Annotated in this window: 18 protein-coding genes; 12 read left to right on the forward strand and 6 right to left on the reverse strand. The window is 35.4% G+C overall.

Annotated features, from left to right (window positions below):
• Nucleotides 1-19 precede the first annotated feature (19 nt).
• On the forward strand, nucleotides 20-994 hold the full coding sequence (locus tag ACHRWY_RS07305) for a type IX secretion system membrane protein PorP/SprF (RefSeq protein ID WP_395353601.1): 975 nt from the start codon (nucleotides 20-22) through the stop codon (nucleotides 992-994).
• A gap of 91 nt (nucleotides 995-1,085) precedes the next feature.
• Here the strand turns inward: ACHRWY_RS07305 and ACHRWY_RS07310 are convergent, their stop codons facing one another.
• From ACHRWY_RS07310 to ACHRWY_RS07320, 3 genes are all read right to left on the reverse strand, one after another.
• The gene (locus ACHRWY_RS07310) at nucleotides 1,086-2,087 is read right to left on the reverse strand and encodes a helix-turn-helix domain-containing protein (protein ID WP_395353602.1); all 1,002 of its coding nucleotides are present in this window, start codon (nucleotides 2,085-2,087) and stop codon (nucleotides 1,086-1,088) included.
• A gap of 55 nt (nucleotides 2,088-2,142) precedes the next feature.
• On the reverse strand, nucleotides 2,143-3,126 hold the full coding sequence (locus ACHRWY_RS07315) for a helix-turn-helix transcriptional regulator (RefSeq protein WP_395353603.1): 984 nt from the start codon (nucleotides 3,124-3,126) through the stop codon (nucleotides 2,143-2,145).
• A 127-nt stretch (nucleotides 3,127-3,253) separates the two neighbouring features.
• On the reverse strand, nucleotides 3,254-3,517 hold the full coding sequence (locus ACHRWY_RS07320; RefSeq protein ID WP_395353604.1) for a hypothetical protein: 264 nt from the start codon (nucleotides 3,515-3,517) through the stop codon (nucleotides 3,254-3,256).
• A gap of 436 nt (nucleotides 3,518-3,953) precedes the next feature.
• Here ACHRWY_RS07320 and ACHRWY_RS07325 point away from each other — a divergent pair, with 436 nt between their 5' ends.
• The 6 genes from ACHRWY_RS07325 to ACHRWY_RS07350 all read left to right on the forward strand — a co-directional run bounded on the left by ACHRWY_RS07325 (nucleotide 3,954) and on the right by ACHRWY_RS07350 (nucleotide 11,278).
• Complete coding sequence (locus tag ACHRWY_RS07325) at nucleotides 3,954-4,631, forward strand: response regulator transcription factor (protein WP_395353605.1); 678 nt, start codon at nucleotides 3,954-3,956, stop codon at nucleotides 4,629-4,631.
• Nucleotides 4,631-5,908, forward strand: a complete 1,278-nt coding sequence (locus tag ACHRWY_RS07330; RefSeq protein ID WP_395353607.1) for a sensor histidine kinase — start codon at nucleotides 4,631-4,633, stop codon at nucleotides 5,906-5,908. The genes ACHRWY_RS07325 and ACHRWY_RS07330 overlap by 1 nt, the downstream gene beginning before the upstream one ends.
• A gap of 153 nt (nucleotides 5,909-6,061) precedes the next feature.
• The gene (locus ACHRWY_RS07335; protein ID WP_395353608.1) at nucleotides 6,062-7,486 is read left to right on the forward strand and encodes a porin; all 1,425 of its coding nucleotides are present in this window, start codon (nucleotides 6,062-6,064) and stop codon (nucleotides 7,484-7,486) included.
• A 20-nt stretch (nucleotides 7,487-7,506) separates the two neighbouring features.
• Nucleotides 7,507-8,832 (forward strand): MFS transporter, encoded by a 1,326-nt coding sequence (locus tag ACHRWY_RS07340; protein WP_395353609.1) that lies wholly within the window; start codon nucleotides 7,507-7,509, stop codon nucleotides 8,830-8,832.
• Between the two features lie 356 nt (nucleotides 8,833-9,188).
• Nucleotides 9,189-9,632, forward strand: coding sequence for an Lrp/AsnC family transcriptional regulator (locus ACHRWY_RS07345; protein ID WP_395353633.1), 444 nt, complete (start codon nucleotides 9,189-9,191; stop codon nucleotides 9,630-9,632).
• 299 nt (nucleotides 9,633-9,931) lie between these two features.
• Nucleotides 9,932-11,278, forward strand: a complete 1,347-nt coding sequence (locus ACHRWY_RS07350) for a deoxyguanosinetriphosphate triphosphohydrolase (RefSeq protein WP_395353610.1) — start codon at nucleotides 9,932-9,934, stop codon at nucleotides 11,276-11,278.
• Nucleotides 11,279-11,376: 98 nt separating this feature from the next.
• Here ACHRWY_RS07350 and ACHRWY_RS07355 read toward each other — a convergent pair whose 3' ends face one another.
• Genes ACHRWY_RS07355 through ACHRWY_RS07365 form a run of 3 tightly spaced genes read right to left on the reverse strand, consistent with a single transcriptional unit; the run spans nucleotide 11,377 to nucleotide 15,239 of the window.
• Nucleotides 11,377-12,378 carry a DUF3078 domain-containing protein gene (locus ACHRWY_RS07355; RefSeq protein WP_395353611.1) on the reverse strand — a complete coding sequence of 334 codons (1,002 nt, stop codon included), beginning with the start codon at nucleotides 12,376-12,378 and terminating at the stop codon, nucleotides 11,377-11,379.
• 35 nt (nucleotides 12,379-12,413) lie between these two features.
• Nucleotides 12,414-14,201, reverse strand: coding sequence for a 1-deoxy-D-xylulose-5-phosphate synthase (locus tag ACHRWY_RS07360; RefSeq protein ID WP_395353612.1), 1,788 nt, complete (start codon nucleotides 14,199-14,201; stop codon nucleotides 12,414-12,416).
• 39 nt (nucleotides 14,202-14,240) lie between these two features.
• Nucleotides 14,241-15,239 (reverse strand): energy transducer TonB, encoded by a 999-nt coding sequence (locus ACHRWY_RS07365; RefSeq protein ID WP_395353613.1) that lies wholly within the window; start codon nucleotides 15,237-15,239, stop codon nucleotides 14,241-14,243.
• Between the two features lie 61 nt (nucleotides 15,240-15,300).
• Between ACHRWY_RS07365 and ACHRWY_RS07370 the strand changes: the two genes are divergently transcribed.
• From ACHRWY_RS07370 to ACHRWY_RS07390, 5 genes are all read left to right on the forward strand, one after another.
• Nucleotides 15,301-15,744, forward strand: a complete 444-nt coding sequence (locus ACHRWY_RS07370; RefSeq protein ID WP_395353614.1) for a nucleoside deaminase — start codon at nucleotides 15,301-15,303, stop codon at nucleotides 15,742-15,744.
• Nucleotides 15,745-15,841: 97 nt separating this feature from the next.
• Complete coding sequence (locus ACHRWY_RS07375) at nucleotides 15,842-16,132, forward strand: hypothetical protein (RefSeq protein WP_395353615.1); 291 nt, start codon at nucleotides 15,842-15,844, stop codon at nucleotides 16,130-16,132.
• Between the two features lie 4 nt (nucleotides 16,133-16,136).
• Complete coding sequence (locus tag ACHRWY_RS07380; RefSeq protein ID WP_395353616.1) at nucleotides 16,137-16,769, forward strand: hypothetical protein; 633 nt, start codon at nucleotides 16,137-16,139, stop codon at nucleotides 16,767-16,769.
• A 147-nt stretch (nucleotides 16,770-16,916) separates the two neighbouring features.
• Entirely contained in the window at nucleotides 16,917-17,510 is a 594-nt protein-coding gene (locus ACHRWY_RS07385; protein WP_395353617.1) for a hypothetical protein, read from the forward strand.
• A 538-nt stretch (nucleotides 17,511-18,048) separates the two neighbouring features.
• On the forward strand, nucleotides 18,049-23,718 hold the full coding sequence (locus ACHRWY_RS07390) for an alpha-2-macroglobulin family protein (RefSeq protein ID WP_395353618.1): 5,670 nt from the start codon (nucleotides 18,049-18,051) through the stop codon (nucleotides 23,716-23,718).
• Nucleotides 23,719-23,835 lie beyond the last annotated feature (117 nt).

Here is a 23,835-nt window from a genome sequence, read left to right on the forward strand (position 1 = left end):
TATTTAAATTAACAGTACAATGAAAAAAATCATCATATCATTTCTACTTATGGCTGTAACATCAGGTTACAGCCAGGAGTTAAATTTGCCCGTTTTCACACAATACCTTGCCGATAACCCATTTGTAGTATCTCCAACATTTGCAGGTATTGGGGATAACCTGAGGATACGGGCCAATGGGCTTACCCAGTGGGTGGGTATCAAGGACGCACCAGATAACCAGTCGCTGTATGCTGATATACGGATTTTGGATCGTTCCGGAGTGGGAATCTCACTTTATAACGATAAAAACGGATATACAAAACAAACCGGGGCCAAAGTCTCGTTTGCACATCACCTGATCCTGGATTATTATTCAAAACAATACTTATCTTTTGGTATTTCTTACAATATCAATACATTTAAGATTGATATTGACCAATTCAGGCCAACATACGAAAATTCGCTTCCGGATCCCGGAATTAGTGACAACAGATCGATTTCTAATAATAACTTCGATGTGGGGGCTTTGTATCGCAATAAAGCATTTTATTTTAGCTTTAATGCAAGTAATATTCTAAACAAACCAATTGATAAATTTGATGGTGTTGAGCCTAATTTGCTCCGAAATTATCAAATTTATACCGGATATGTTTTTAAAGGAAAAGAGAATAACCGCATCGAATTTGAACCATCAGTTTATTATCAGTTGTTTGAAGGCGATAAACGTTCCAGTACCGATCTGAACTTTAAGTTTAGACAATACAACCGTTATGAAGATTATTACTGGATAGGGGTTTCGTATCGTTTCCTGAATGATCAGGCACTTAAACCGTTAATGATTGGTCCAATGGTGGGTTTCAGGAGGTATGATTTTTACTTTGGTTACTCTTACCAGGCATCTCTGAATCAAATTGGGGCGTACAATTCCGGAACACATGTGGTAACTATTGGATTTGATTTCCTCAAGTCAATCAGCAACTGTCCTTGTACCCAAAATCCCGTTCATGACTAAAAGTTAGAAAAAGTTAAGACTGGCAACAAAATAAATTTTCTCAAAAAGAACACGGAATTGAGAGCATTAAAAAAATAGAAAAAGCAAATATTTATAAACGGATATTTGCTTTTTTTACAAAATCATCAGCAGGTTTTCGATTAAAAAGCACATAATATTTTGAAGAAAAATAGTTCAGTCTGTTATAGTTCAATTCATACATTACTTCAGTTAAAGAATTGTAATTGCCACTTTTTAAAAGCTTATTGGATAAAAGCATTTTTTGTTTGGTAAAGAAATTATTTGGAGTCGCACCATATTCTAACTTAAATAAAAGAATGTACCGGGAGGGCGACATACGTGCCATTTTGGATAATAAAGTTATAGAAGGAAATGCCCCATATAAGTTTTTTACGAGATATTCTTTTGTTCTGATAATGGCTTTTTTTTCAACATCTGAAATTTTATCTCTTTCATTTTTTGAATTAGAATACCGGCTCAGAAAATTACCCAGTAATTTTAGTGAAACACCTTTTAAATAAGAGTCAAATAAGGCCTCAGTATATGATTTTTTCTTAATCGATTCCATTAACAAAATGCTGGCACTATCGATTGTATTATAATGGCGGAGAGGTTTTTTATTAAGCGCCATTTTTCGGATAATATTACCTTCATTAGGATAGTTTTTAATAAATTCGTTGAGCACTTTTTTATCTATTAACAAACGCAGTACAAGTGTTCTTTCTCCTGTGGCAGGCCTGAAAGAACTCTCTGCATCGCTACTTAAAACGGCTAAGCCCGGACCATCTGGTGATCCGGTTTTATAATCGATATTGTGTATCTTTATTAAATTGGTTTTTTCACTTAGATCAAAGTGAAAAATATAAAAATCATTCTCAGACTTAAGACTATCTATTTTTATTGGGCTTGTTAGCGTAAAATCAAGAAACAATACAAAAATGCCCGATGTAATTTGAGTAAAATAAGATTTTCCCTGACCAAGCGTTTCCGGTAGAAAAACGATTTCCCTGTTTAAAACATTTCTTTCCTTTTCATGGGCCAGTTGATAGTGCCACTCTGAGTTTAAACTGTAAAAATGTGTGGACTTTTTCATAACTAATATAGAGCTCTTTAGTACAGCTCTTTTAAAAAAAATAGTGCTGATGCTTTTATAATTGCTTGGCAAACGTTTTTGGCGAAAGCCCAAAATGCTTTTTAAATATGGAAGAGAAATACGAATGATTGGAGAACTTAAGCTTATTCGAAACCTCTGCTATTGATAATTGCTGCTCTTCGATAAGTTCTTTAGACCTGTAAAGTTTGTTTTCAATAAAAAAAGAATTAGGAGTCAGACCGGTGATTTTTTTAAATAAAACCTGAAATTTTGATTCCGACATATTGGCTTTGTCTGCCATCATTTTTATAGACGGGAAATAATTCTCGATGTTATCCATTAAATACATCTGGCTCATGATTATATTGGATAAATCGTATTCATTGACAGATTGTAAAATCATTTTATTACTTGATATTTTTTTTAAAAAATTACAAAGCAACAAATGAACAGTCCCCTTTAGGTTCAGGTCAAATATTGGTCCGCCGGCTTTTAACTTGCGCAAATCATTTATAATATTATAACTTTCATTACTAATCCTGTCAAATTGCACTATAGTGCTTTTTGCGGAATCTGTTATTTTATGAATATGCTGAAAAGAGATGTTGTTTTCCTTTGCAAAGGAGGTTATAGTCTCTTTCTTTATGAAAATAGCCAGCAGAAAAGTTTTAGTCCCTGCCTGGACATGATATTCTGTTTTTACTTTACTGTCAACTACTCCAAAGTTACATTGCCAGCGTCCAACTTTATAACGGTCATTTACATCAAATACGGCTCCCTCGCCTTCGGTTAAGTTGTAATAGAGACTTATAAAATCATTTGTTTTGTTTTCGTGAACAAAGCGAAAATTTTTATTATAAGTCATATCAACATAATAAGCAATAATGCCATCCCCGCAATCAAGGACATATCGGGTTTCCGGAAGCTTACTCTTTTTTTCCGGAATTATAAAATTATTTTCAAATTTTCCTCCTAACTTCTTTGCAAACGATTGTACCCAATCTAAGTTTGTTCCAAGTGAATGTTTAATTGTTTTCATAGAAATTACTGCGTTATGTTTTTGATAATTATACTGTTATGGATATTTAAACACAGGTTGCTATATGTTTTTATGCTTACAGGCGTTAAAACATACAGGTGTCTTTTTTAAAAGGGATAATCAACGGTTAGAATAATTTGAATTTAGTTTTAAGTTTCTGTCCAAATTCTTCACTGGTCATTACTTCGTATCCTGAAAAAATGCCTGTGTTTTGGCCGGATTCAACTTCTTCAACAGTTTCTGATGTCGTAGTATCATTTTTTTTGCCGGTATTCTTCTTTTGTATTTTTTCTACTGCTTTATCAATCGTTTTGTCCAGTAGTTTGCCAAATTGCGCATTGGCTGTTAGTGATGTTATGAAAACAAGTGTGATAAAAAATTTAAGTTTCATTTTTATTTATGATTTTATAATAACAATTCTGTATTTTATTAAACAGCTAATCTTCTTTTTTTAAGTGTATGAGTTTAATGAATTATAAAAGCTGATTTTGTACAGACTGATTACTAATTTGTTGAATAAGAAGCACTTTATTAGTAAGCTTTAAAAAAGAATAAAAAAAATCATCCCGTATAATTCAGCAAAAGTATAGCGAAAAAAGAAAACGGATAGCCCACTGTAAGCCATAAGACTGTTACAATAAGGTTTGTTTTTAGTTTAAACCGAAAAACGACCGCTGAAAAGGCTTTGTGGAGTAAAAAAAAGATTTTTCTCAAACAAAAGCATTGTTTTGTATTTAATATCTTATAAATTGCAAGCCGTAAGGATGTGTAAGCAGATTTCTTTAATCAGACTTTGCATATTGGAGATGGATTTAAAATAATGTGGGATGAAATTACTTTTAGTTGAGGATAATCAGGAGTTGATAAAAAGTATTGCAGATTATCTAATTCAGGAAAATAATATTTGTGAAATGGCGCATACCTTCGAAGAAGCGAGGGAAAAACTCGTTTTGTTTACTTATGACTGTATTATTCTGGATATTATGCTTCCGGACGGAAACGGAATTAATTTGCTCAGGCTTATTAAAAAAGAGGAAATCCCGAGTTGTGTTATTATAATTTCAGCAAAGAATTCTCTCGATTTTAAAATAACAGGTCTCGATGAAGGTGCCGATGATTACATTACAAAACCTTTTCCGCTTCCGGAATTATATTCGAGGATTAAGGCAGTGACCCGCAGAAATAATAAAAGCAGCAATAGTAACCGAATTGAATTCAATGAGATTTATGTGGATCTGCTTTCTATGGAAACCAAAATCAATGAAATCGCTATTGTTCTTACACGAAAAGAAACCAATTTACTGATTTACTTTCTTAACAATCAAAACAGAATTCTCTCAAGACAGGCAATTGCAGCACATCTTTGGGGCGACTACACGGACAATCTTGATAATTTCGATTTTGTATATCAGCATGTCAAAAACCTTCGAAAAAAAATTACAGATGCGGGCGGGCAGGATTACATCAGCACAGTTTATGGACTCGGATACAAAATAAGCAGTTAATGGCACGGTTAAATTATCGCTATACAAAAGCGTACTCCTTAGTCACATTTTTTGCATTGCTTATTGGCTTTTCAATTGTCTATAATGCTGTGAAACGAAGCAGCTCTCAGGCAACCATTGGGCAGTTAAAGAACCTTAATGCCATTATTGCCAGACAGATTGAAAGCGGAAAAGATTTTTCCGGACATGATTCACGTACCAATGTGAGCATTAAAAAGCTGCATTCCAATATTGAAAATGATCATGAAATTGTCAGGTATAAAACCGTCTATAATACAAAACTGCAAGACACAGTAACCGATGTGCAATTAACTACATTTCATAAAATAGACGCTGTATACTATCAGATTACCAGCCATACTTTTATGATCATTGCAGACAATATTTATCTGAACGGGATTTTTATGGTTTTTGCCTGGACCTTTATTTTCCTGATTTCGATGGTGATTATTTCAAGCGAAGTCATTTCGGGATACATTCTTTCGCCGTTTAATTCGACATTGCAATCTATTCAACGTTTTACAATTAATCAGAAAACAGATTTTAAATTTGAAAAAACCAGCACACTTGAATTTCAGGAACTCAATAATTTTTTGCAGAAAATGACTGAAAAGGCAAAAAAAGATTTTACGGTTTTAAAAGAATTTTCTGAAAATGCCTCACATGAATTACAGACTCCAATTGCCGTAATCAAGGCTAAAATAGAGTTACTCATGCAATCCAGGCTCGATGAGCAACAATTAATAAAACTAACTTCAATGATGGACGAATTAGAAAAGCTTTCTAAAATAAATCAATCGCTCACCCTGCTTACCACTCTTGAAAATTTTGAAAACAAAAAAAACAGCCCGATTAATATCAGTGCAATTGTCGAAGAAACAATTATTTCCTTTTCAGACTTAATGGAAATGAAAAATATCAGTCTTAGAAAAAAGATCAAAAAAGAGGTAATTATTCAGATGGATGAAACACTGGGCAGAATCCTGATGAACAATCTTTTTAGCAATGCGATTCGCCATAATCTTATAAACGGGGAAATTGAAGTAGAAATTACGGCTGCAAAAATGAGGATAAAAAATACAGGCAACCCTCCTTTAGTTCCCACAGAAGAGTTATTTGAACGATTTAAAAAAGACAATCAATCCTTAAATTCAATCGGAATTGGATTGTCTATTGTGAAGAAAATCTGCGAAATTTTTCACCATTCCATATCGTATACCTCCATTTCTTCCTTCCATGTCCTTGAAATTAAATTTTTTCAGGAAGCGCAACGGTAATGTTTTCAGACTTTTTAGCGAAAACGTTTGAAATTTCAAATTAAAAACAACTTTGCTTCAAAATTGCTTCAAAATGATCCTATTAGTTTGTAATCAACAAAAACACGGTTTTGTTAGTTATTTAATAATTATGTTTCATTTTAAATGTATTATATGAAAAAAATATCACTTAATTTTTTGGTTACCGCAATTTGTGTTGTTACTTTTGGGAAAATGCAATCGCAGGAGGTTAAAGATTCTGCTTTTGTTGCAATAGAAAAGCCAAAACCTAAAACGAAACCTATTGGCGATTTGAAAATTAAATTCAATGAAGACGGAAGTAAATATTTGAAATTTGGTTTTTGGAATCAAGTCTGGCTTCGTGCTCTTGAAAACAATCCGGGTACAGCAGTCAATGGCGTCCCGCAGGAAACTACTTATGATGCAGGAATTCGTAGAATGAGAATCACGGCTACAGCACAACTTTCTCCAAGGTATTTGCTTTTTGTACAAATGGGAATCAACAATCAGTCTTTTATTGCCGGCGGAGGAACCGGAACAGGGGCTTATGGCGCGGGGAAAAAAGCCACTTTCTTTTTTCATGACGCCTACAATGAGTTTACGGTAATTCCGACGATGGATTTCGAAAGTAAAAAAGCAAATAATTTCAGTTTGTATCTTGGAGCCGGGCTGCACAGCTGGAATGGTGTAAGCCGTCTGACAAATGCAAGTTCGAACAGGATGCTGACAGCAGATTTACCGGTTTTCAATTTTAATACAATTGAAGTTTCGGATCAATTTGCCAGACAAATGGGAATATTTGCCCACGGAGAATACAGGAAACTAGCCTATAGGGTCAATGTAAACAAGCCGTTTGCGACCAATCTGGTGCCCGCAGTTGGCGCCGGGGCCCTGGATAATAATAAAAGTGGAAAGTTGTCTTTTGCAGGTTATTTTGACTATCAGTTTTTTGATACAGAAAACAGAACCACCTCATTTTTGGCAGGAACTTATCTGGGAGAAAAGAAAATTTTAAATGTAGGGGCAGGATTTTATACCACAAAAGACGGAACGCTGACACAGCCTTCTGCAGGTGTTTTTGAAAGCCACGATATCAATATATTAGGTGTAGATGTCTTTGCAGAGCTTCCGGTTGGGCCAAAAGACAAAAAGATGTCGTTCTCTGTTTACAGTGTGCTGTATGATTATGATTTTGGCCCCAATTATATCCGGACTACCGGATCGATGAACCCGGGAACTGCAGATCCGGCTTTTATAGGAACCGTGGCAAAAGAAGGATTTGGTAATGCAAAATATCTTCTGGGAACGGGGCAGATCTGGTACACACAAACAGGGTTTTTACTGCCTAAATTTAGTGAAAAACTGAGAATTCAGCCTTATGCGGCCTACACCCTGAAAAAAATGGAAGCCCTTGCTCAAAGCGGAAACTATTATGATCTGGGAACAAATTTCCTTTTAGACGGGCAAAATGCTAAAGTTTCTTTGCAATATTCCAGCCGTCCTTTATATGATGGTTTAACCAATACAGTTTTCAAAAGGGCAGGAGAATTTTTAGCCTGTATTCAAATATATCTTTAATAAAAATACATTTATAAATTATGTCAGTAAATCACATAGCCACTGAACAAATGTCAACTGCTCGTCGTTTAAGAGCGATTATGAGCGGTTCCATCGGAAATTTGGTAGAATGGTACGATTGGTACGCCTATTCTGCATTTTCAATCTATTTTGCCCCTGTTTTTTTTCCAAAAAGTGATAGCACTGCACAACTATTAAATACAGCCGGAATTTTTGCAGTAGGATTTTTAATGCGTCCTATTGGAGGCTGGGTTTTTGGAAGTATTGCAGACAGGGTTGGAAGGAAATTCTCAATGACATTATCGGTTTTACTGATGTCCCTGGGATCCCTTTTAATCGCGTTGACACCTTCGTACGAGTCAATTGGGGTTTTAGCGCCAATATTATTATTAGTGGCAAGATTGCTTCAGGGGTTAAGTGTTGGTGGTGAATATGGAACTTCGGCAACCTATTTGAGCGAAATGGCATCTGCCAAACACAGAGGGTTCTTTTCCAGTTTTCAATATGTGACCCTGATAGGCGGGCAGCTTATTGCTTTGGGAATTCAGCTTGCCATGCAAAAATTATTTTTGACCGAAGACCAAATGCACGAATGGGGCTGGAGAGTTCCCTTTTTTATCGGCGCAGCGTTGTCTTTAGTGGCCTTATACCTGCGAAGCCACATGGATGAAACGACTGCATTTAAAAAATCAGAAGGTACTGACGAAGAGGTGGTTAAAAAGAAAAGTGGCTCATTAAGAGAATTGATGCGCCATCCAAAAGCATTGGCGACCGTGGTAGGACTTACTTTAGGAGGAACCATTGCTTTTTACACCTATAGTACATATATGCAAAAATTCCTGGTGAATACGGTGCATTTAACCAAAGACGAGTCAACATTGATTACCTTTTTGTCCCTGTTGATTTTTGCTCTAATCCAGCCAATTTTCGGATTATTATCTGATAAAATAGGACGAAAACCATTGCTGTTAGCCTTTGGAATATTAGGAACTTTAGCCACATATCCTTTATTGACAGCGGTTTCGAATGCTTCCGGAAAATGGGAAGCTTTTGGATATATCATGATTGCTTTAGTAATCGTAAGTGGTTACACTTCGATAAATGCAGTGGTTAAGGCCGAATTATTTCCAACAGAAATTCGTGCACTTGGAGTTGGTTTTCCTTACTCTGTAACTGTCGCCCTTTTTGGCGGAACTGCAGAATATATTGCGCTTTGGTTTAAAGATGCCGGACACGAAACCTATTTTTACTGGTATGTTACAGGTTGTATTTTTATATCACTGATTGTTTACAGTTTAATGAAAGATACCCGTAAAACATCCACTTTTGGAGATACAAATAGTTAGAGTTTAGTTAGATTGCATGTAGATTTTTTTTTTAATTTTAATGAAAATAGAGACAGCCTTTTGGTTGTCTCTATTGTTTTTTTTAGCCTGTTTCAAATTATTTCATAGCAATTAGACCGCTATTTTATGATAAAATAAGCCATAAGATAGTGCTGTAATGTAAGCCTGGCTATAAGTATAAAATGCCAACATCAGTGAAGTCGAAGAAATCATAACTACAAGAATTTCGACTCCACCCGTTGGCAAAAAAAAACAAAAATATAATTAAATAAAAATTACAGACTAACAGGGTTTTCCACTGTTGCTCTCATTTCCTGAGCTGCGGCAACCATTTCGATTAAGGCTTTTTTAGTTTCATCCCGGGGCTGATCCTGAAACACCTTCAGGAGAACTCAAATATCAATACAAAAGACCTTGCAAGTAAATTATTCCTGACCGTTACCCCTGTTTATGAGCGAATAAAACGATTAGAACGTGACGCGTATATTACCAAATATGTGGCATTACTGGATAAGAAAAAAATGAATCGCGGCATGACTGTTTTTTGTAATGTAAGATTAAAAGAACATGCAAAAAATGTAGGGAGCAATTTTGTAAAGGATATCGTCGCACTTCCTGAAATTATAGAATGTTACAACATTGCAGGAGACTACGATTTTATGCTCAAAATACTCGTTCAGGACATGACGAGTTATCAGGATTTTGTCATGAATAAATTATCAACCATAGAAAACATCGGGAATACTAACAGTATTTTTGTAATGGGAGAAATTAAGCATAGCACTGCATTAGAGTTTTAAGAATGGTAAAATAATATTTTGCCACAGATCAGATGATTTTTTTATGATTGATGTTTAGGTTTTTTTGCCATGACCCGTGCGAGAGCAAACAGGCGAAGCAATCTCACTAATTAATACAAATCATTGTGCCTAAATTAATTCGTGAAAAATCTTGAAATTCGAGGAGAGCAAAACATTTGATCTTTTAAACCAAATTGATTTGGGGTCTGTTTTTATTCAATATTATCCTAAAATAAAATGTATTTTTGACGTTTAGATTCTCAATCTAAAATCTAAAATCACAAATCTAAAATTGAAAAATGAACTGGGAACAACTTTTATCACTAAAACGCCAAGGCGATACAAGCAAAAGATTACGTGTAGAACAAGATGATACGAGATTGGGGTTTGAAGTTGATTATGACCGAATTATTTTTTCGGCAGCTTTTCGTTCTTTACAGGATAAAACACAGGTTATCCCGCTTTCAAAAACAGATTTCGTACATACCCGATTGACACACAGTCTCGAAGTTTCGGTTGTGGGACGTTCTTTAGGGCGTTTGGTGGGAAAAAAAATAATCGAAAAATACCCGTATTTAAAAGAAGTTCACGGATATCACATGAACGATTTTGGCGCTATCGTGGCGGCGGCCTCTTTAGCACATGATATTGGTAATCCTCCTTTTGGACATTCCGGTGAAAAAGCTATTGGAGAATATTTTTCAATAGGAAACGGTTTAAAATACAAAGAGCAACTGACTGCAAAACAATGGCAGGACTTAATTGATTTTGAAGGAAATGCCAATGGTTTTTCGGTATTGACTGCAAGTCGTCCGGGAATCGAAGGCGGACTTCGGATTTCATACGCCACTTTGGGTGCTTTTATGAAATATCCAAAAGAGAGTTTGCCTAAAAAGCCAACAAATGCTATTGCAGATAAAAAATACGGCTTTTTTCAGACGGATAAAACATTTTTTGAGGAAGTAGCCAAAGACATGGGGCTGATTGCCAATAAATCAGGAGATCATATTGGTTTCGAAAGACATCCTTTAGCCTATTTAGTTGAAGCAGCCGATGATATTTGCTATACTATTATTGATTTTGAAGATGGTATAAATTTGGGGTTAGTATCTGAAGATTATGCCTTAGAATATTTAATCAAACTTGTAAAAGATAATATTGGAGTGGCCAAATACAAAACGTTAACGACTAAAGAAGATCGTATTAGTTATTTACGTGCACTTGCCATTGGAACTTTGATTAATGATGCCGTAAATGTTTTTGTTGAAAATGAGGAAGCTATCCTGGCAGGTAATTTTCCTTTTGCCTTAACTGATAAAAGCAAATACAAAGCACAAATGAATGATATTATCAACTTAAGCGTTGACAAAATTTATCAGAGCCGCGAAGTTATCGAGAAAGAAATTGTGGGCTATCAAATCATTCAGACCTTACTGGATAAATTTATAACGGCTTTTAATAACAAATACGAAGGAACAGCTTCAAACTACGATAAACTGCTTTTGAAGATGCTGCCGGAAAAGCATCACCTGGATAAAAACAATTTATACGAACGTTTGCTGCACATTTGTCATTATGTTTCTTTATTGACAGATGGAAATGCGTTAGAATTGTTCGAAACGATTAACGGACGAAAAAATAATTAAAAAGACTACCTGGTCTTGCCAAAAAATAAAATACCCCATAAAAACATTTTTTTTATGGGGTGTTTTTTAGGCTCTTAAAAGGAGCAATTATGTTTGTATTATTGAAAAGCATATACAAGGCCTACGCCTAAAACTTGCCTTAGCTGCGCTCTTGGCCCGTCATTAACCTGAGAAGTAGATCCCGTTACCGGATCAACAACATCTTTTTTCGTTTTAATGTCGTCATCATACACTAAATGAATGCCAATATTTGCTTTTACATAAGCATTTACCACAAGATCTAAACGGGTGTCGTAATCCACATCGACATTTCCAAATTTATTCAGATAATCGGTATACAAGCTCAGTCTGTTTTCATAAAAAATGTTTTTGTAAATCTCATTTTTCATATATCCTGTAAACAGAATACCAAATTCGGCCTTAACTTTTTGTCCCTCTTCAATCAGAATTTGATTGTTAGGATTAAGCGGATCAGGCGCATAAATTGCTTTTTTAACACCAAAAGATCCCTGATTGGCTAAATACTGATCTAAAACCAAAGTGGTTTTTAATGTAATAGGAGAGAAGTAAAATGTTCTGTTTTTCTGTTTGTTTGAGTTTTCGGCTCCGGCCCCTAAAAACACATACGCCGGTGCAAAAGGTTTGGAGATGGCAATGTCCCGGTTTGGATAATTGTATCCGTTGGTGAATTGTGTATTAAAATTGAATTTTGCCGAATAAAACCAATTTGAGAGCGTATCTTTTCTGAATCCATAAGTGGAATTCAGCATAAGAGCGTCATCTGTCTTTCGAAGTTCTGTACCGTCTTGTTTATTTAAACCGTATTTTACAATAAGTTCGTTCGCCCACTTATGATTTCCTTTGATATAAGTTCTTCCAAATTCACCTTTAAATAAACCCGAAATTGAACTTGTTCCCCCCGCACTCCAGTTGACAAAAGCAATCTCTGAAATATCAAAACCAAGCTGGTTTTTTTTAGTCCAGTTCGAAGGCAGTTTTGGTAATTGATTTGGGTCTAAAGTTGTTTGTATAATTTGGGCAAAGTTATGTGAGGTACACAAAAGCAATAGAAGCAAAAGGGTAGAACGCAATAATTTCATTATAATTTTAGTTTTTTTTTGGTAGCGCAAAATAATTATTTTGTCTCGTTAGAAAAAAGATTTATCAAACTTTTAACGTCAATTTTACACAATTGTTGTAATTGACTTACCGTTCCATGCTCAATAAACACGTCCGGCACGCCTAAAATATCCACCTTATTTCTAAAATTATGGGCGGCGGCAAACTCTAAAACTGCGCTTCCAAAACCGCCATTTATAGTTCCGTCCTCAATCGTAATGATCCTTTCGAAATCAGAAAAAATAGTGGTTAGTAGTTTGATATCTAATGGTTTAATGAAAGGAAAGTCAAAATGGGCAATAGTATCGGAATTGCAACATTCAGGAATAGCCAGAGTCACATTATTTCCAATTGTTCCGGTAGATAAAACAGCCGTTTTTGTTCCTTCTTTCAGGCAATTTCCCTGCCCGATTTTAATTTTTTCATAATGTCCGAAATTTTCTACTTCCCAATTTGGGATAACCCCGCGACCTCTTGGATATCGTATTGCAATAGGATGATCTAAGCCTAATTGAGCCGTATATAAGATATTTTGCAATGCAATTTCATTGATAGGGGCATAGATAATCAGGTTTGGGATTGCCCGTAAATAAGCAATATCAAAAACCCCATGATGCGTTGCCCCGTCTTCGCCTACCAACCCTGCACGGTCTAAACAAAAAATAACCGGTAAATCCTGCAAAGCCACATCGTGAATCACCTGATCGTAGGCGCGTTGTAAAAAAGTCGAATAAATAGTGCAATACACCACCATACCCTGAGTCGCCATTCCGGCAGCAAGAGTTACAGCGTGTTGCTCGGCAATTCCAACATCAAAAGCACGTTCCGGAATTTCATCCATCATAAATTTCAGAGAGCTTCCGGATGGCATTGCAGGTGTGATGCCAATAATGTTTTTATTTTTGCGGGCTAAATCTAAAATAGTCAGCCCAAAAACGTCCTGATATTTAGGAGGAAGATTCTCTTCAGATTTTAAAAGGATTTCTCCGGTCGAAGCGTCAAATTTACCGGGCGCATGATATTTTACCTGATTTTCTTCGGCTTGTTGTAACCCTTTTCCTTTAGTAGTCACAATATGAAGAAATTTAGGGCCTTTTATCTTTTTTAATCGTTTTAGTTCTTTGATTAAAGCCGGAAGATCATGTCCGTCTACAGGGCCGGAATAATCAAAATTCAAAGATTTGATCATGTTATTCTGCCTCGGATTTTTTCCTTTTTTTACAGCGGTAAGGTACTTTTTGAGTGCACCAACACTTGGATCAATCCCAATAGCATTATCATTTAAAATAACTAATAAGTTAGCATCTGTAACGCCGGCATGATTTAAACCCTCAAAAGCCATTCCCGATGCAATAGAAGCATCCCCAATTACAGCAATATGTTGTTTGTCGGGATCGCCTTTTAATTGGGAGGCAATGGCCATTCCCAAGGCTGCCGAAATAGAGGTCGAAGAATGCCCTACACCAAAAGTATCATAAATACTTTCGCTTCTTTTAGGGAAACCTGAAATACCGTCAATTTGCCTGTTGGTATGAAAATTTTCTCTTCTTTCAGTCAGAATTTTATGCCCGTACGCCTGATGCCCTACATCCCAAACCAATAAGTCTTCAGGAGTATTAAAAACATAATGCAGCGCAATTGTCAATTCAATAACACCAAGACTAGCGCCCAAATGTCCTTCTTTTACAGATACCACATCAATAATAAATTGGCGTAACTCTTGTGCAATTTGAGGAAGTTGCGCTTCGGTTAATAAGCGTAAATCAGCGGGATTGTGTATGTCTGAAAGTAAGTTGCTTTTCATTGTAAGGTAAAAAGCAAATTTACGGTTTTAAATTTAAACTTATTGCTTTGAATTTTCAGTAGCGTCTTTTTCAAATGCTATTGGCATACTATATTTTGTTCTTGTTTTTTTGCCATTTTGCGTACCTGGTACCCAATTAGGTAATTTTTTTAAAGCACGCATTATTTCGGTTTTTATTTTTGAGTCTGTATTTTCTGAAAAATCAAAAGTTGAAAGTGAGCCATCTTTTTCTATCACAAAGGAAACTATAATTCGATCTCTTAAATCTTTAGTTTCTTCCGGGCGTTTAAATTCTTTTATAAATAATTGATAAAAATTATCAATTCCATTGGGGTAGCCGGGCTTTGTTTCTATTGCTGCTCCCATATAATAAACTTCATTTTCTACAATAGAATCTTTAGCTATTTTATTTTTATCGCTTCTTTTTGATAAAGATTTGTCAGGAGTAATCTCTGTGCAATTTGTAGGAACAGGTGGAACGAATTTAATTTTTTTATTGTTCGCTATTTTCTTTTTTGTTTTTGATTTTGAAGTGCTTGAATGATCATTTATAATTGACTTCACAAATTTAACCTGATCTGTTTTTGGTGGAGGTGGAGGCGGTAAAAGAGTGTCGTTTGAATTACTGATTTTTATATCACCAACAGAAATATGTTCTGTTGGAGTATGATCTTCAACCACTTCTACCTTATCAATTTTTTGTTTGTTACCGTCTTTGTCGGCACAACTAAATAAAGTTGTTCCCATAGCAATAAACAATGCCAGTAAAAACATTTTGTGATAATGCCTTTGTGTATATAAAACCTGACTTGGAATTTGAATGGTGATCGTATCTAACTGAGATTTCTTAAATCTTCCGCAAATATTGGTATTTTGATTTTGAATAAAAAAATGCTGAACTTCATCCGGTAACATAGTTGTAAAATCGACAACGGTTTTAGAACAACTCATACAAAAACGGCCATTATCTTTAGGCGTCATTGTATCCCAGTTTTCATGGCAAGGTTCCGGAATCGTTATTTTGTGTTTTCTTTCCATTTATAAATATCAAAAAATAAATGTAATAAAAAATAAAGAGTAAAACCTTATTTTTGCCACCATGATAAATCCCTTCACCGACGAGTATTTTATGAAAAAGGCTTTGCAGGAAGCTGAAAAGGCTTTTGATAAAGGCGAAATTCCTGTTGGAGCCATTATTGTGGTGGCTGACAGAGTCATTGCAAGCAGTCATAATTTAACGGAGTTACTCAATGACGTTACCGCTCATGCCGAAATGCAATCGATAACTGCCGCCGCAAACTTTCTGGGCGGAAAATATCTAAAAGATTGTACACTTTATGTTACACTCGAACCTTGCCAGATGTGTGCAGGCGCTTTGTACTGGAGCCAAATTTCTAAAATTGTTTTTGGTGCCCGTGACGAACAACGTGGTTTTATGGTTATGGGAACAAAACTGCATCCTAAAACTACTGTAGTTTCCGGCGTTATGGCAAATGAAGCAGCCGATTTAATGAAAAGGTTTTTTGTGGAGAGAAGGAAGTAATTTATTGTAGGATTTTTACCTAAATGATAATTAAGATATTATATTTGTTGACTTCATTGTAGTTGTAAAATTCTAATAAGTTATAACAATATATAATATGAATATTGATCAAAAATTTAATAAAGCACTTTTATTATTAGACAAAGGAAATAATAAGGAAGCTGAAATTTTACTTCGTGAAATTATTGATGAAGCTGAAAAAAAAGCAGATTATATTAACTTGATTAGAGGATTAGTTTGTCTTGGAGATTTTCTATTTGGAGAAGATAAATTTATTGAAGCGAAGATTTACCTGAAGAAAGTTCTGAACAGTTCTAACAATGATTTAAATGATTTATTGGATTTTGAGTTTAATCGTGCTACAGAGCTTTTGAATTTAATAGATTAATATTATGACTGATTTTTCAACAATTAAAAAGTTATTTCATATTGAAGAACCTAATGGTTTTAATAATGATGAAATTCAAATTGTAAAAAACATTTTTGGAAATCTTCCGAAAATATTTATGGATTATTATGCTGAATTGGGTAAGATTCAAAACCTGAATCATACACAGGATTCATTAATTGTACCGGAGCATTTCCAAAATTATAAACATGATGATTATTTGATATTTTATGCTGAAAATCAAAAAGCTTGTGTTTGGGGAATTCATAAAGATGATTTGTCGAAACCAAATCCGTCTGTGTATATGAGTTATGATGAGGAAGAATGGAATCAGGAAACAGAAACTTTAATCGACTTTTTTACTGCAATGGCATATCTTCAGGCGGGTTTTGGGTTGGAATTTCCCTGTAATACATTTCGTGAATTAGAAGATGATGAGTTAGGATTTATTCGTAAAAACTTCAAAAACAAAGGCTTTTCGTTTATGCAATGGCTTGGTGGAATAAGCTTTTATGGTAATTACGATGATGATGTGATTGTGATAATGGCTGCTAATCAACTTTTTTATGCAGCAAATACAGAAGCCCATTTTGTAGAACTGGATAAAGTGTTGTCTAAGGTTGGAACAGAAATGTAAAAATTTACGTTTTCCAGATCAAAGGTTTTAATGAAACGTTTTTGGTTAAGAGAATAATGTCTTAATTTTTAGGGTTTTAGTTGCTTTTTTAATGTTGCTTATTGAAAAATATTTTTTCAGAATATAATATTTTGTTTTTTTTAAATCATGAAACTTAGAGATCAAATAATTAAAGATACCATTATAACTCTTAAACCAGAAAAATTTGTTCATCAATTAGGTCCTGATTTAAGACTTGAAAACTGCACAATAATTAATTATTGCACGGGCAGCGCGATAATTTTTGCAGGAGTAGAAATGATTGGCGGAATATTTCATCAAAAGAAGTCTTTAACCAATACTGAGTTTAGTCGTACCATATTCGATGAAGTAAAGTTCTTGGGATTTTATAATGGAGTTGATTTTGGTCACAAAGAGGAGATATATGAAGGAAAAATAATCAATTGTGATTTTTCAGAGGCAACCATACATCACTCCAGAGTTTTTGAATGCCAGGCTGAACAATTGATTTTGCCAATTTGGCCCTGCTTTTCAATCATTAATCCATCACAGGCACGTGAGTATGTATTATCCAGACAATGGGGAGTGAAATTAGGTATAACCTTGGATATCTATACAGATGTTAGTTCTCTCTGTACGGTTTCTTTGGGGAATGCAGAAGAAATATCAAAAAAAGCTGAAATAGGAATAGACGATCTTAAGAAATTGCTTAAGGATATTCCCGGAATGATTATAAGATAAAACGGAATACATTTTTATAGATCAGCATTAGTAATTTAATAGTTAAGAATATGAAAGAAGATATTTCTCTTGAAACATGGAATGAGCAAATGGTGAAATTAATGCAGGCAATGCTTGGAGCAATATCTCCCAAATAATTGTAACTAAAGATATATTAGACAGGCCCAAATCTCCAACACGCGTTGTATACAGACGTCGTGAATAATGTAGGTCGAAATGAAGAAAAATAATCTTATGAAAACGAATGCCTTAGCCCAGATAGGAGCGGTATCCTTTTTCTGGCTTCTTTAGCAAGGAAAAGATACAAGCGGATAGCTGGAAATAGCTTCTTATAAAACTAAATATCATGCTAATTATTTAAGAAATATTCCTCTATTTTAAATAATAGTACCTACTGAATTTTCCTCTTAAAATATTTAGAAAAATACTTTATATTTACTACAATATAATTGGCAAACCCTTAGTTATGCATTTAACCAGAAGTAGTTAAAAACGGTCTGTCAATTTATAAATCTGTAACCTTATAATTCTAATAAAAGTGAAAGCAAAAGGATTAGTTCTCGTGTTTTGTGTGTTTTTTATTTTTCAATCTTGCGGTAGAAAATCAGCTGCCGATTTTAATTCCGATTTTTCACTATTTAAGGATTATATAGTCAGTTTTACGGGGGGAATTGTCTCTTCGGAATCTGATATTCGGGTAGTTTTGGCTTTCGATAAAAAAGACTGGAAAGCCAATCAGGTTCTGGACAGTGATTTGTTTGATATTTCGCCAAGTGTCGACGGAAAAGTGATAGCACTTTCAACCAATACCGTTGCCTTTATTCCGGAGAAAAAGCTAAAACCGGGAACAGAATATCAGGTTACTTTAAATCTGGATAAACTCATTACAATTCCGAAAGAGAAAGAGGCACAACTTTCTAAATTTAACTTTACGGTAAAAACCATCAAACAGGATTTTACTATAAATACGGCAGATATTCAGTCGTACAGTAAAGAATACCAATATCTGAACTGCGTTTTAAAAACAGCAGATAACATCGATGTTGAAACTGCTATAAAACTAGTTTCGGCCAATCAAAAAGGAAATAACCTTAAAATTAAATTCGAAAAAAAATCGGGTTCTGCTAAAGAATTCAATTTTATAATCGATAGTATTCAGCGATATTCAGAAGCAACCAATCTGGAAATCGTGTATGATGGTCATGATGTTGATATTGATCAGAAAGGGCAAATAGATTATGCCGTTTCCAGTATAAACGAATTTAAAATCGTAAAAGTCGACGTTCCGGAAGGAAGCAATAAGTCTGTTTTGATTAATTTCTCAGAACCATTAGAAAAAGGACAGGATTTTAAAGGATTGGTTTCGATTCAGAATACCAATAATTTAAAATTCGCTACTCAGGGCAATGTACTAAAAGTCTATTTTAGTAACGAAGTCCCGGCCAAAAAAGAAACTCCGGTTCCTGTTGTCGTAGAAGAATCGGCAGTTGCGCTTGTTGATTCGGCAGCAGTTGTCGTAGACAGCGCCGCTGCAGTAGTCGATGATGCAGTAGAAGTAGTTCAAAATGAAGAAGCAGAGCCGGAACAAATTGTAGCCGGCGATTTACTAATCGAAGTTTTTCAGGGAATCGAAAGTCAGTACGGAAAAAAAATGGACTCAAATTACAGTGAGAAAATTACTTTTGACCAAATCAAACCAAGTGTCCGTTTTATTAAAAACGGAACGATCCTGCCAAGTTCAAATAACCTAAAACTAAATTTTGAAGCTGTAAACCTAAGTGCCGTTGATGTTAAAGTGTATAAGATTTACAAAAACAATATTCTTCAGTTTCTTCAGTATAATGAATTAAACGGAAGTCAGAACCTTAAAAAAGTAGCTCAGCCCGTGGCTAAAACCACGCTCAAATTAAACGAAAGCAGTTTAGTGAACCCTGCAAAATGGAATACATTTGCTTTGGATTTATCCAAAATAATTACGCCGGAACCGGGTGCGATTTACAGAGTAGAATTTGCCTATAAAAAGAAATACTCCTTATACAAGTGCGAAACTTCTGAAGCAGATGAAAATGACGAAGAGGAAGAAGATGTGGATGAAAATGATGTAAACTATAGCGGAAACTCTTATGACGATTATTACTATGACGATTACAACTGGCGAGAAAGTCAGGATCCTTGCACAAGTTCCTATTACTATAATGCGAGAATAGCGACCAATATTTTAGCTACAGATCTGGGCGTAATTGCCAAAAGAGGCGAGAACAAATCCTATTTGTTTGCTGTAAATAATATAGTAACGACTGAACCTGTTTCGAATGCCAAAGTAGAGTTATATACCTATCAACAGCAAAAAATAGCTACAGCCGCAACAAGCAGCGAAGGAATTGCATCTTTTCAACTGGATAAATTTGCCTATTTTGCCATAGTTTCCTTAGGTGATCAATCGACTTACGTAAAACTGGATGATGGTCTTTCATTGTCTGTGAGTAATTTTGATGTGGCCGGCGAAACGTTGCAAAAAGGGTTAAAAGGATTTATTTACGGAGAGCGTGGTGTCTGGCGCCCGGGAGATAATTTGTATTTGTCGTTTATCTTAAACGATGCATCAAATAAATTGCCTAAATCACATCCCATCAAGTTTAGACTGAATGATCCAAATGGTAAAACAACGTATCAGACCATCCAGAAAACCAATGAATTAAACCATTACAGCTTTATAGTGCCAACAAGTGCCGATGCGCCAACAGGAAATTGGGAAGCGATGATAAGCGTGGGCGGTGCTAAGTTTTACAAAAGCATTAAAATTGAAACGATCAAACCGAATCGTTTAAAAATTAAAAATAATTTCTCCAGAAAAACACTTTCATCATCATATCCAAATACCAGTAATCTTGAGGTTACCTGGCTTCATGGCGCTATTGCGAAAAACCTGAATGTAGAAATGCAGGCTAAGTTTTCGCAACAAACAACCACTTTTAAAGGATATGAGAAATTTAGTTTTGATGATTTGGTACGTCAGTTTAGTACAGAAGAAATTAATGTTTTCTCCGGAAAACTAAATGAAAACGGAAAAGCGACAGTAAACATTGAGCCGAAACTACAAGGTCAGGCACCTGGAATGCTTCGCGCCTCGTTCATTACAAAAGTATATGAAGAAGGAGGAGATTTTAGCACAGATGTTATTGCTACAACTTATTCTCCGTATAAAACTTATGTAGGGATAAAAGCACCGGAACTGAACAAATATAATATGCTCGAAACGAGAACAAATAATCGTTTTGATATTGTAACAGTGGATGAAAACGGAAGGCCAAAATCAGTACGAAACCTGGAAGTAAAAGTGTTCAAAGTTGATTGGCGCTGGTGGTGGGATGCATCGACGGATAATTTATCGAATTATAATTCTTCGAATGCAACGACTTCGTACAAAACCTTCATCATCAACACAGATTCAAGCGGAAGAGGTGCTGTGCAATTTTCTTTAACCGATGAAGAATGGGGACGCTATTTAATTCGTGTTTCTGACAATACAGATGGCCATGCAACCGCTTTGACCGTAAATATCGATTGGCCAATCTGGTCCGGAAAAACGCGTAACAGAGACGCTTCGACGGCCAATATGCTGGTGTTTTCAACAGATAAGAAAAATTATGCAGTGGGCGAAAAAGCACAAATCTCTTTCCCGTCAAGTGAAGGCGGACGTGCATTAATTTCGATCGAAAACGGATCAAGGGTAGTACAAACACTTTGGGCCAAAACAAAACAGGGAGAAACTAAAGTAGAAGTGCCAATTACAGCTGCAATGGCTCCAAATGTCTATTTTAATATCACGTTATTACAACCACACGCTTCGACTAAAAATGATTCTCCTATTCGTATGTATGGAATTGTTCCGATTGAAGTGGTGGATAAAAACACCATCCTGGCACCGACACTTTCGATGCCGGATGTTTTAAAACCTGAGCAAACCTTTACAGTAAAAGTAGGGGAGAAAACAGGCAAAGAAATGACCTATACGATTGCCGTTGTCGATGAAGGTTTATTGGATTTAACCCGTTTTAAAACGCCAAATGCCTGGGATAGCTTTTATGTTCGTGAAGCTTTAGGCGTAAAAACATGGGATATTTATGATGATGTTATTGGGGCTTATGGCGGAAAAATAAATCAGATTTTCAGTATTGGGGGAGATCAGGACTTAGGCGGAGGCAAAGCCAAAAAAGCCAACCGTTTTAAACCTGTTGTATTGTATTACGGTCCGTTTAAATTAGAAAAAGGACAAACCAAATCGCATCAGTTAAAATTACCCAAATACATTGGTTCCGTTCGAACTATGGTGGTAGCCGGTGACGCCGGTACAAGCGCATACGGAAGTGTTGAAAAAGCCACTCCGGTACGTAGTCCTTTGATGGTTTTAGCTTCATTGCCAAGAAAAATTTCGCCTTCAGAAAAAGTAACCATTCCGGTTACCGTTTTTGCAACCGAGAAGAATATTAAAAATGTTACCATTCAGCTCAAAACGAGCAATGGTTTAAAAGTAATGGGAAGTGCAACACAATCGTTGACTTTTGCACAGCCTGATGAGAAAATGGCTTATTTTAATTTAGTAGTAGGATCGGCAACGGGAATTGGTAAAGTGCAGGTTGTTGCTACTTCAGGAAAAGAAAAGTCAGTTTACGATGTAGAGATTGATATGACCAATCCAAATCCGGTGACCAGTACTTATACCGATGTGATTTTGGCTCCTAACAGTACCAAAACCATTTCATGGCAAACCTTTGGAGTTGCAGGAAGTAATAAAGCAAGATTAGAAGTTTCGTCAATGCCAACCATTAATTTGAATGGAAGATTGCAATTTCTTATTCAATATCCTCATGGTTGCGTAGAGCAGACGACTTCATCTGTTTTTCCACAGTTGTTTTTAAATGATGTTGTCGATTTAGACGCAACCCGAAAAGGGATCATTCAAAAAAATATTACTGCAGGAATTACGAGATTAGGAACTTTTCAGTTGTCGAATGGCGGATTGCCTTACTGGCAGGGCAACACGATTGCTGATGATTGGGGGACCTCATACGCGGGACATTTTCTGATAGAAGCAGAGAAAAAAGGATATGTATTGCCTATAAATTTCAAATCAAAATGGATTTCCTATCAGCAAAAAGAAGCCAAACAATGGCGCTTTGAACCAAAGTACGGAAATGATTTAGCCCAGGCTTACAGATTGTACACACTGGCACTGGCAGGAAATGCCGACTTATCATCAATGAACAGATTGCGTGAAACAAAAGGTATTTCAAATGAAAGCAAGTTACGTTTGGCAGCAGCTTATGTTTTGGCAGGACAAAAATCGGCGGGACAAAGCTTGTTATTGAATACTAGTATAGACAATGAATCCAATGATTATAATTACTATTATTATGGTTCAAGCGAAAGAAACAGGGCAATGGCTTTAGAAACCATGTTGCTTTTAGGACAAAAACAAAAAGCATTTACAATGGCATCAAAATTAGCCAAAGAAATGTCGAATAATGAGTGGATGAGTACACAAACCACTGCTTACTGTTTATATGCGATGTCTAAATTTGCAGTGAGTAATGGTCCAAAAGGAATCAATGTTCAGTTTAGCAAAAATGGAAAAGGCGAAACGATCAATACACAAAAAACAATAGCAGACAGAAGTTTGGTGGTACAATCGGGTGCTAATAGTGTTACGCTGAAAAATAATAAGAGTAATACAATCTATGTTCGTGTTTTAAATACAGGAATATTACCAATAGGACAGGAAAATGTAATTCAGAGCGATGTTTCGGCAGCTATTGTTTTCAAAAACAGAAAAGGGAACGTTATTAATGTTTCTAAAATTAGTCAGGGAACCGAATTTATTGCTGAGGTTACCGTTAAAAATCAAAGAAATGAAAGTGTTCAGAATGTCGCATTGTCACAAATTCTGCCTTCCGGATTTGAGATTGTAAATACCCGTTTCACCGATTATGGAGATGCGACAAACAATATCGCAGACTATATTGATATTCGTGATGACAGAACTAATTTCTATTTTGGAATGAAAGCAAGAGAAACAAAAGTTTTCAGGATCCTGCTGAATGCATCTTATTTAGGGAATTATTACTTGCCTGGACTACAATGCGAGGCCATGTATGATAATACATTCCTTGCCAGAACAAAAGGATTCTGGGTTGAGGTGGTGAAATAAATTTGTATTGGACTACGTATCCTAACAGGTTTCCAAAACCTGTTAGGTATTTGTATAAAGTTTTACAGTAAAAATAAAGTTCTAAAAAAACATACGTAAAAAGTTTCCAAAACCTGT

The organism is Flavobacterium sp. FlaQc-48, assembly GCF_044007335.1.
Classification (GTDB): Bacteria; Bacteroidota; Bacteroidia; order Flavobacteriales; family Flavobacteriaceae; genus Flavobacterium.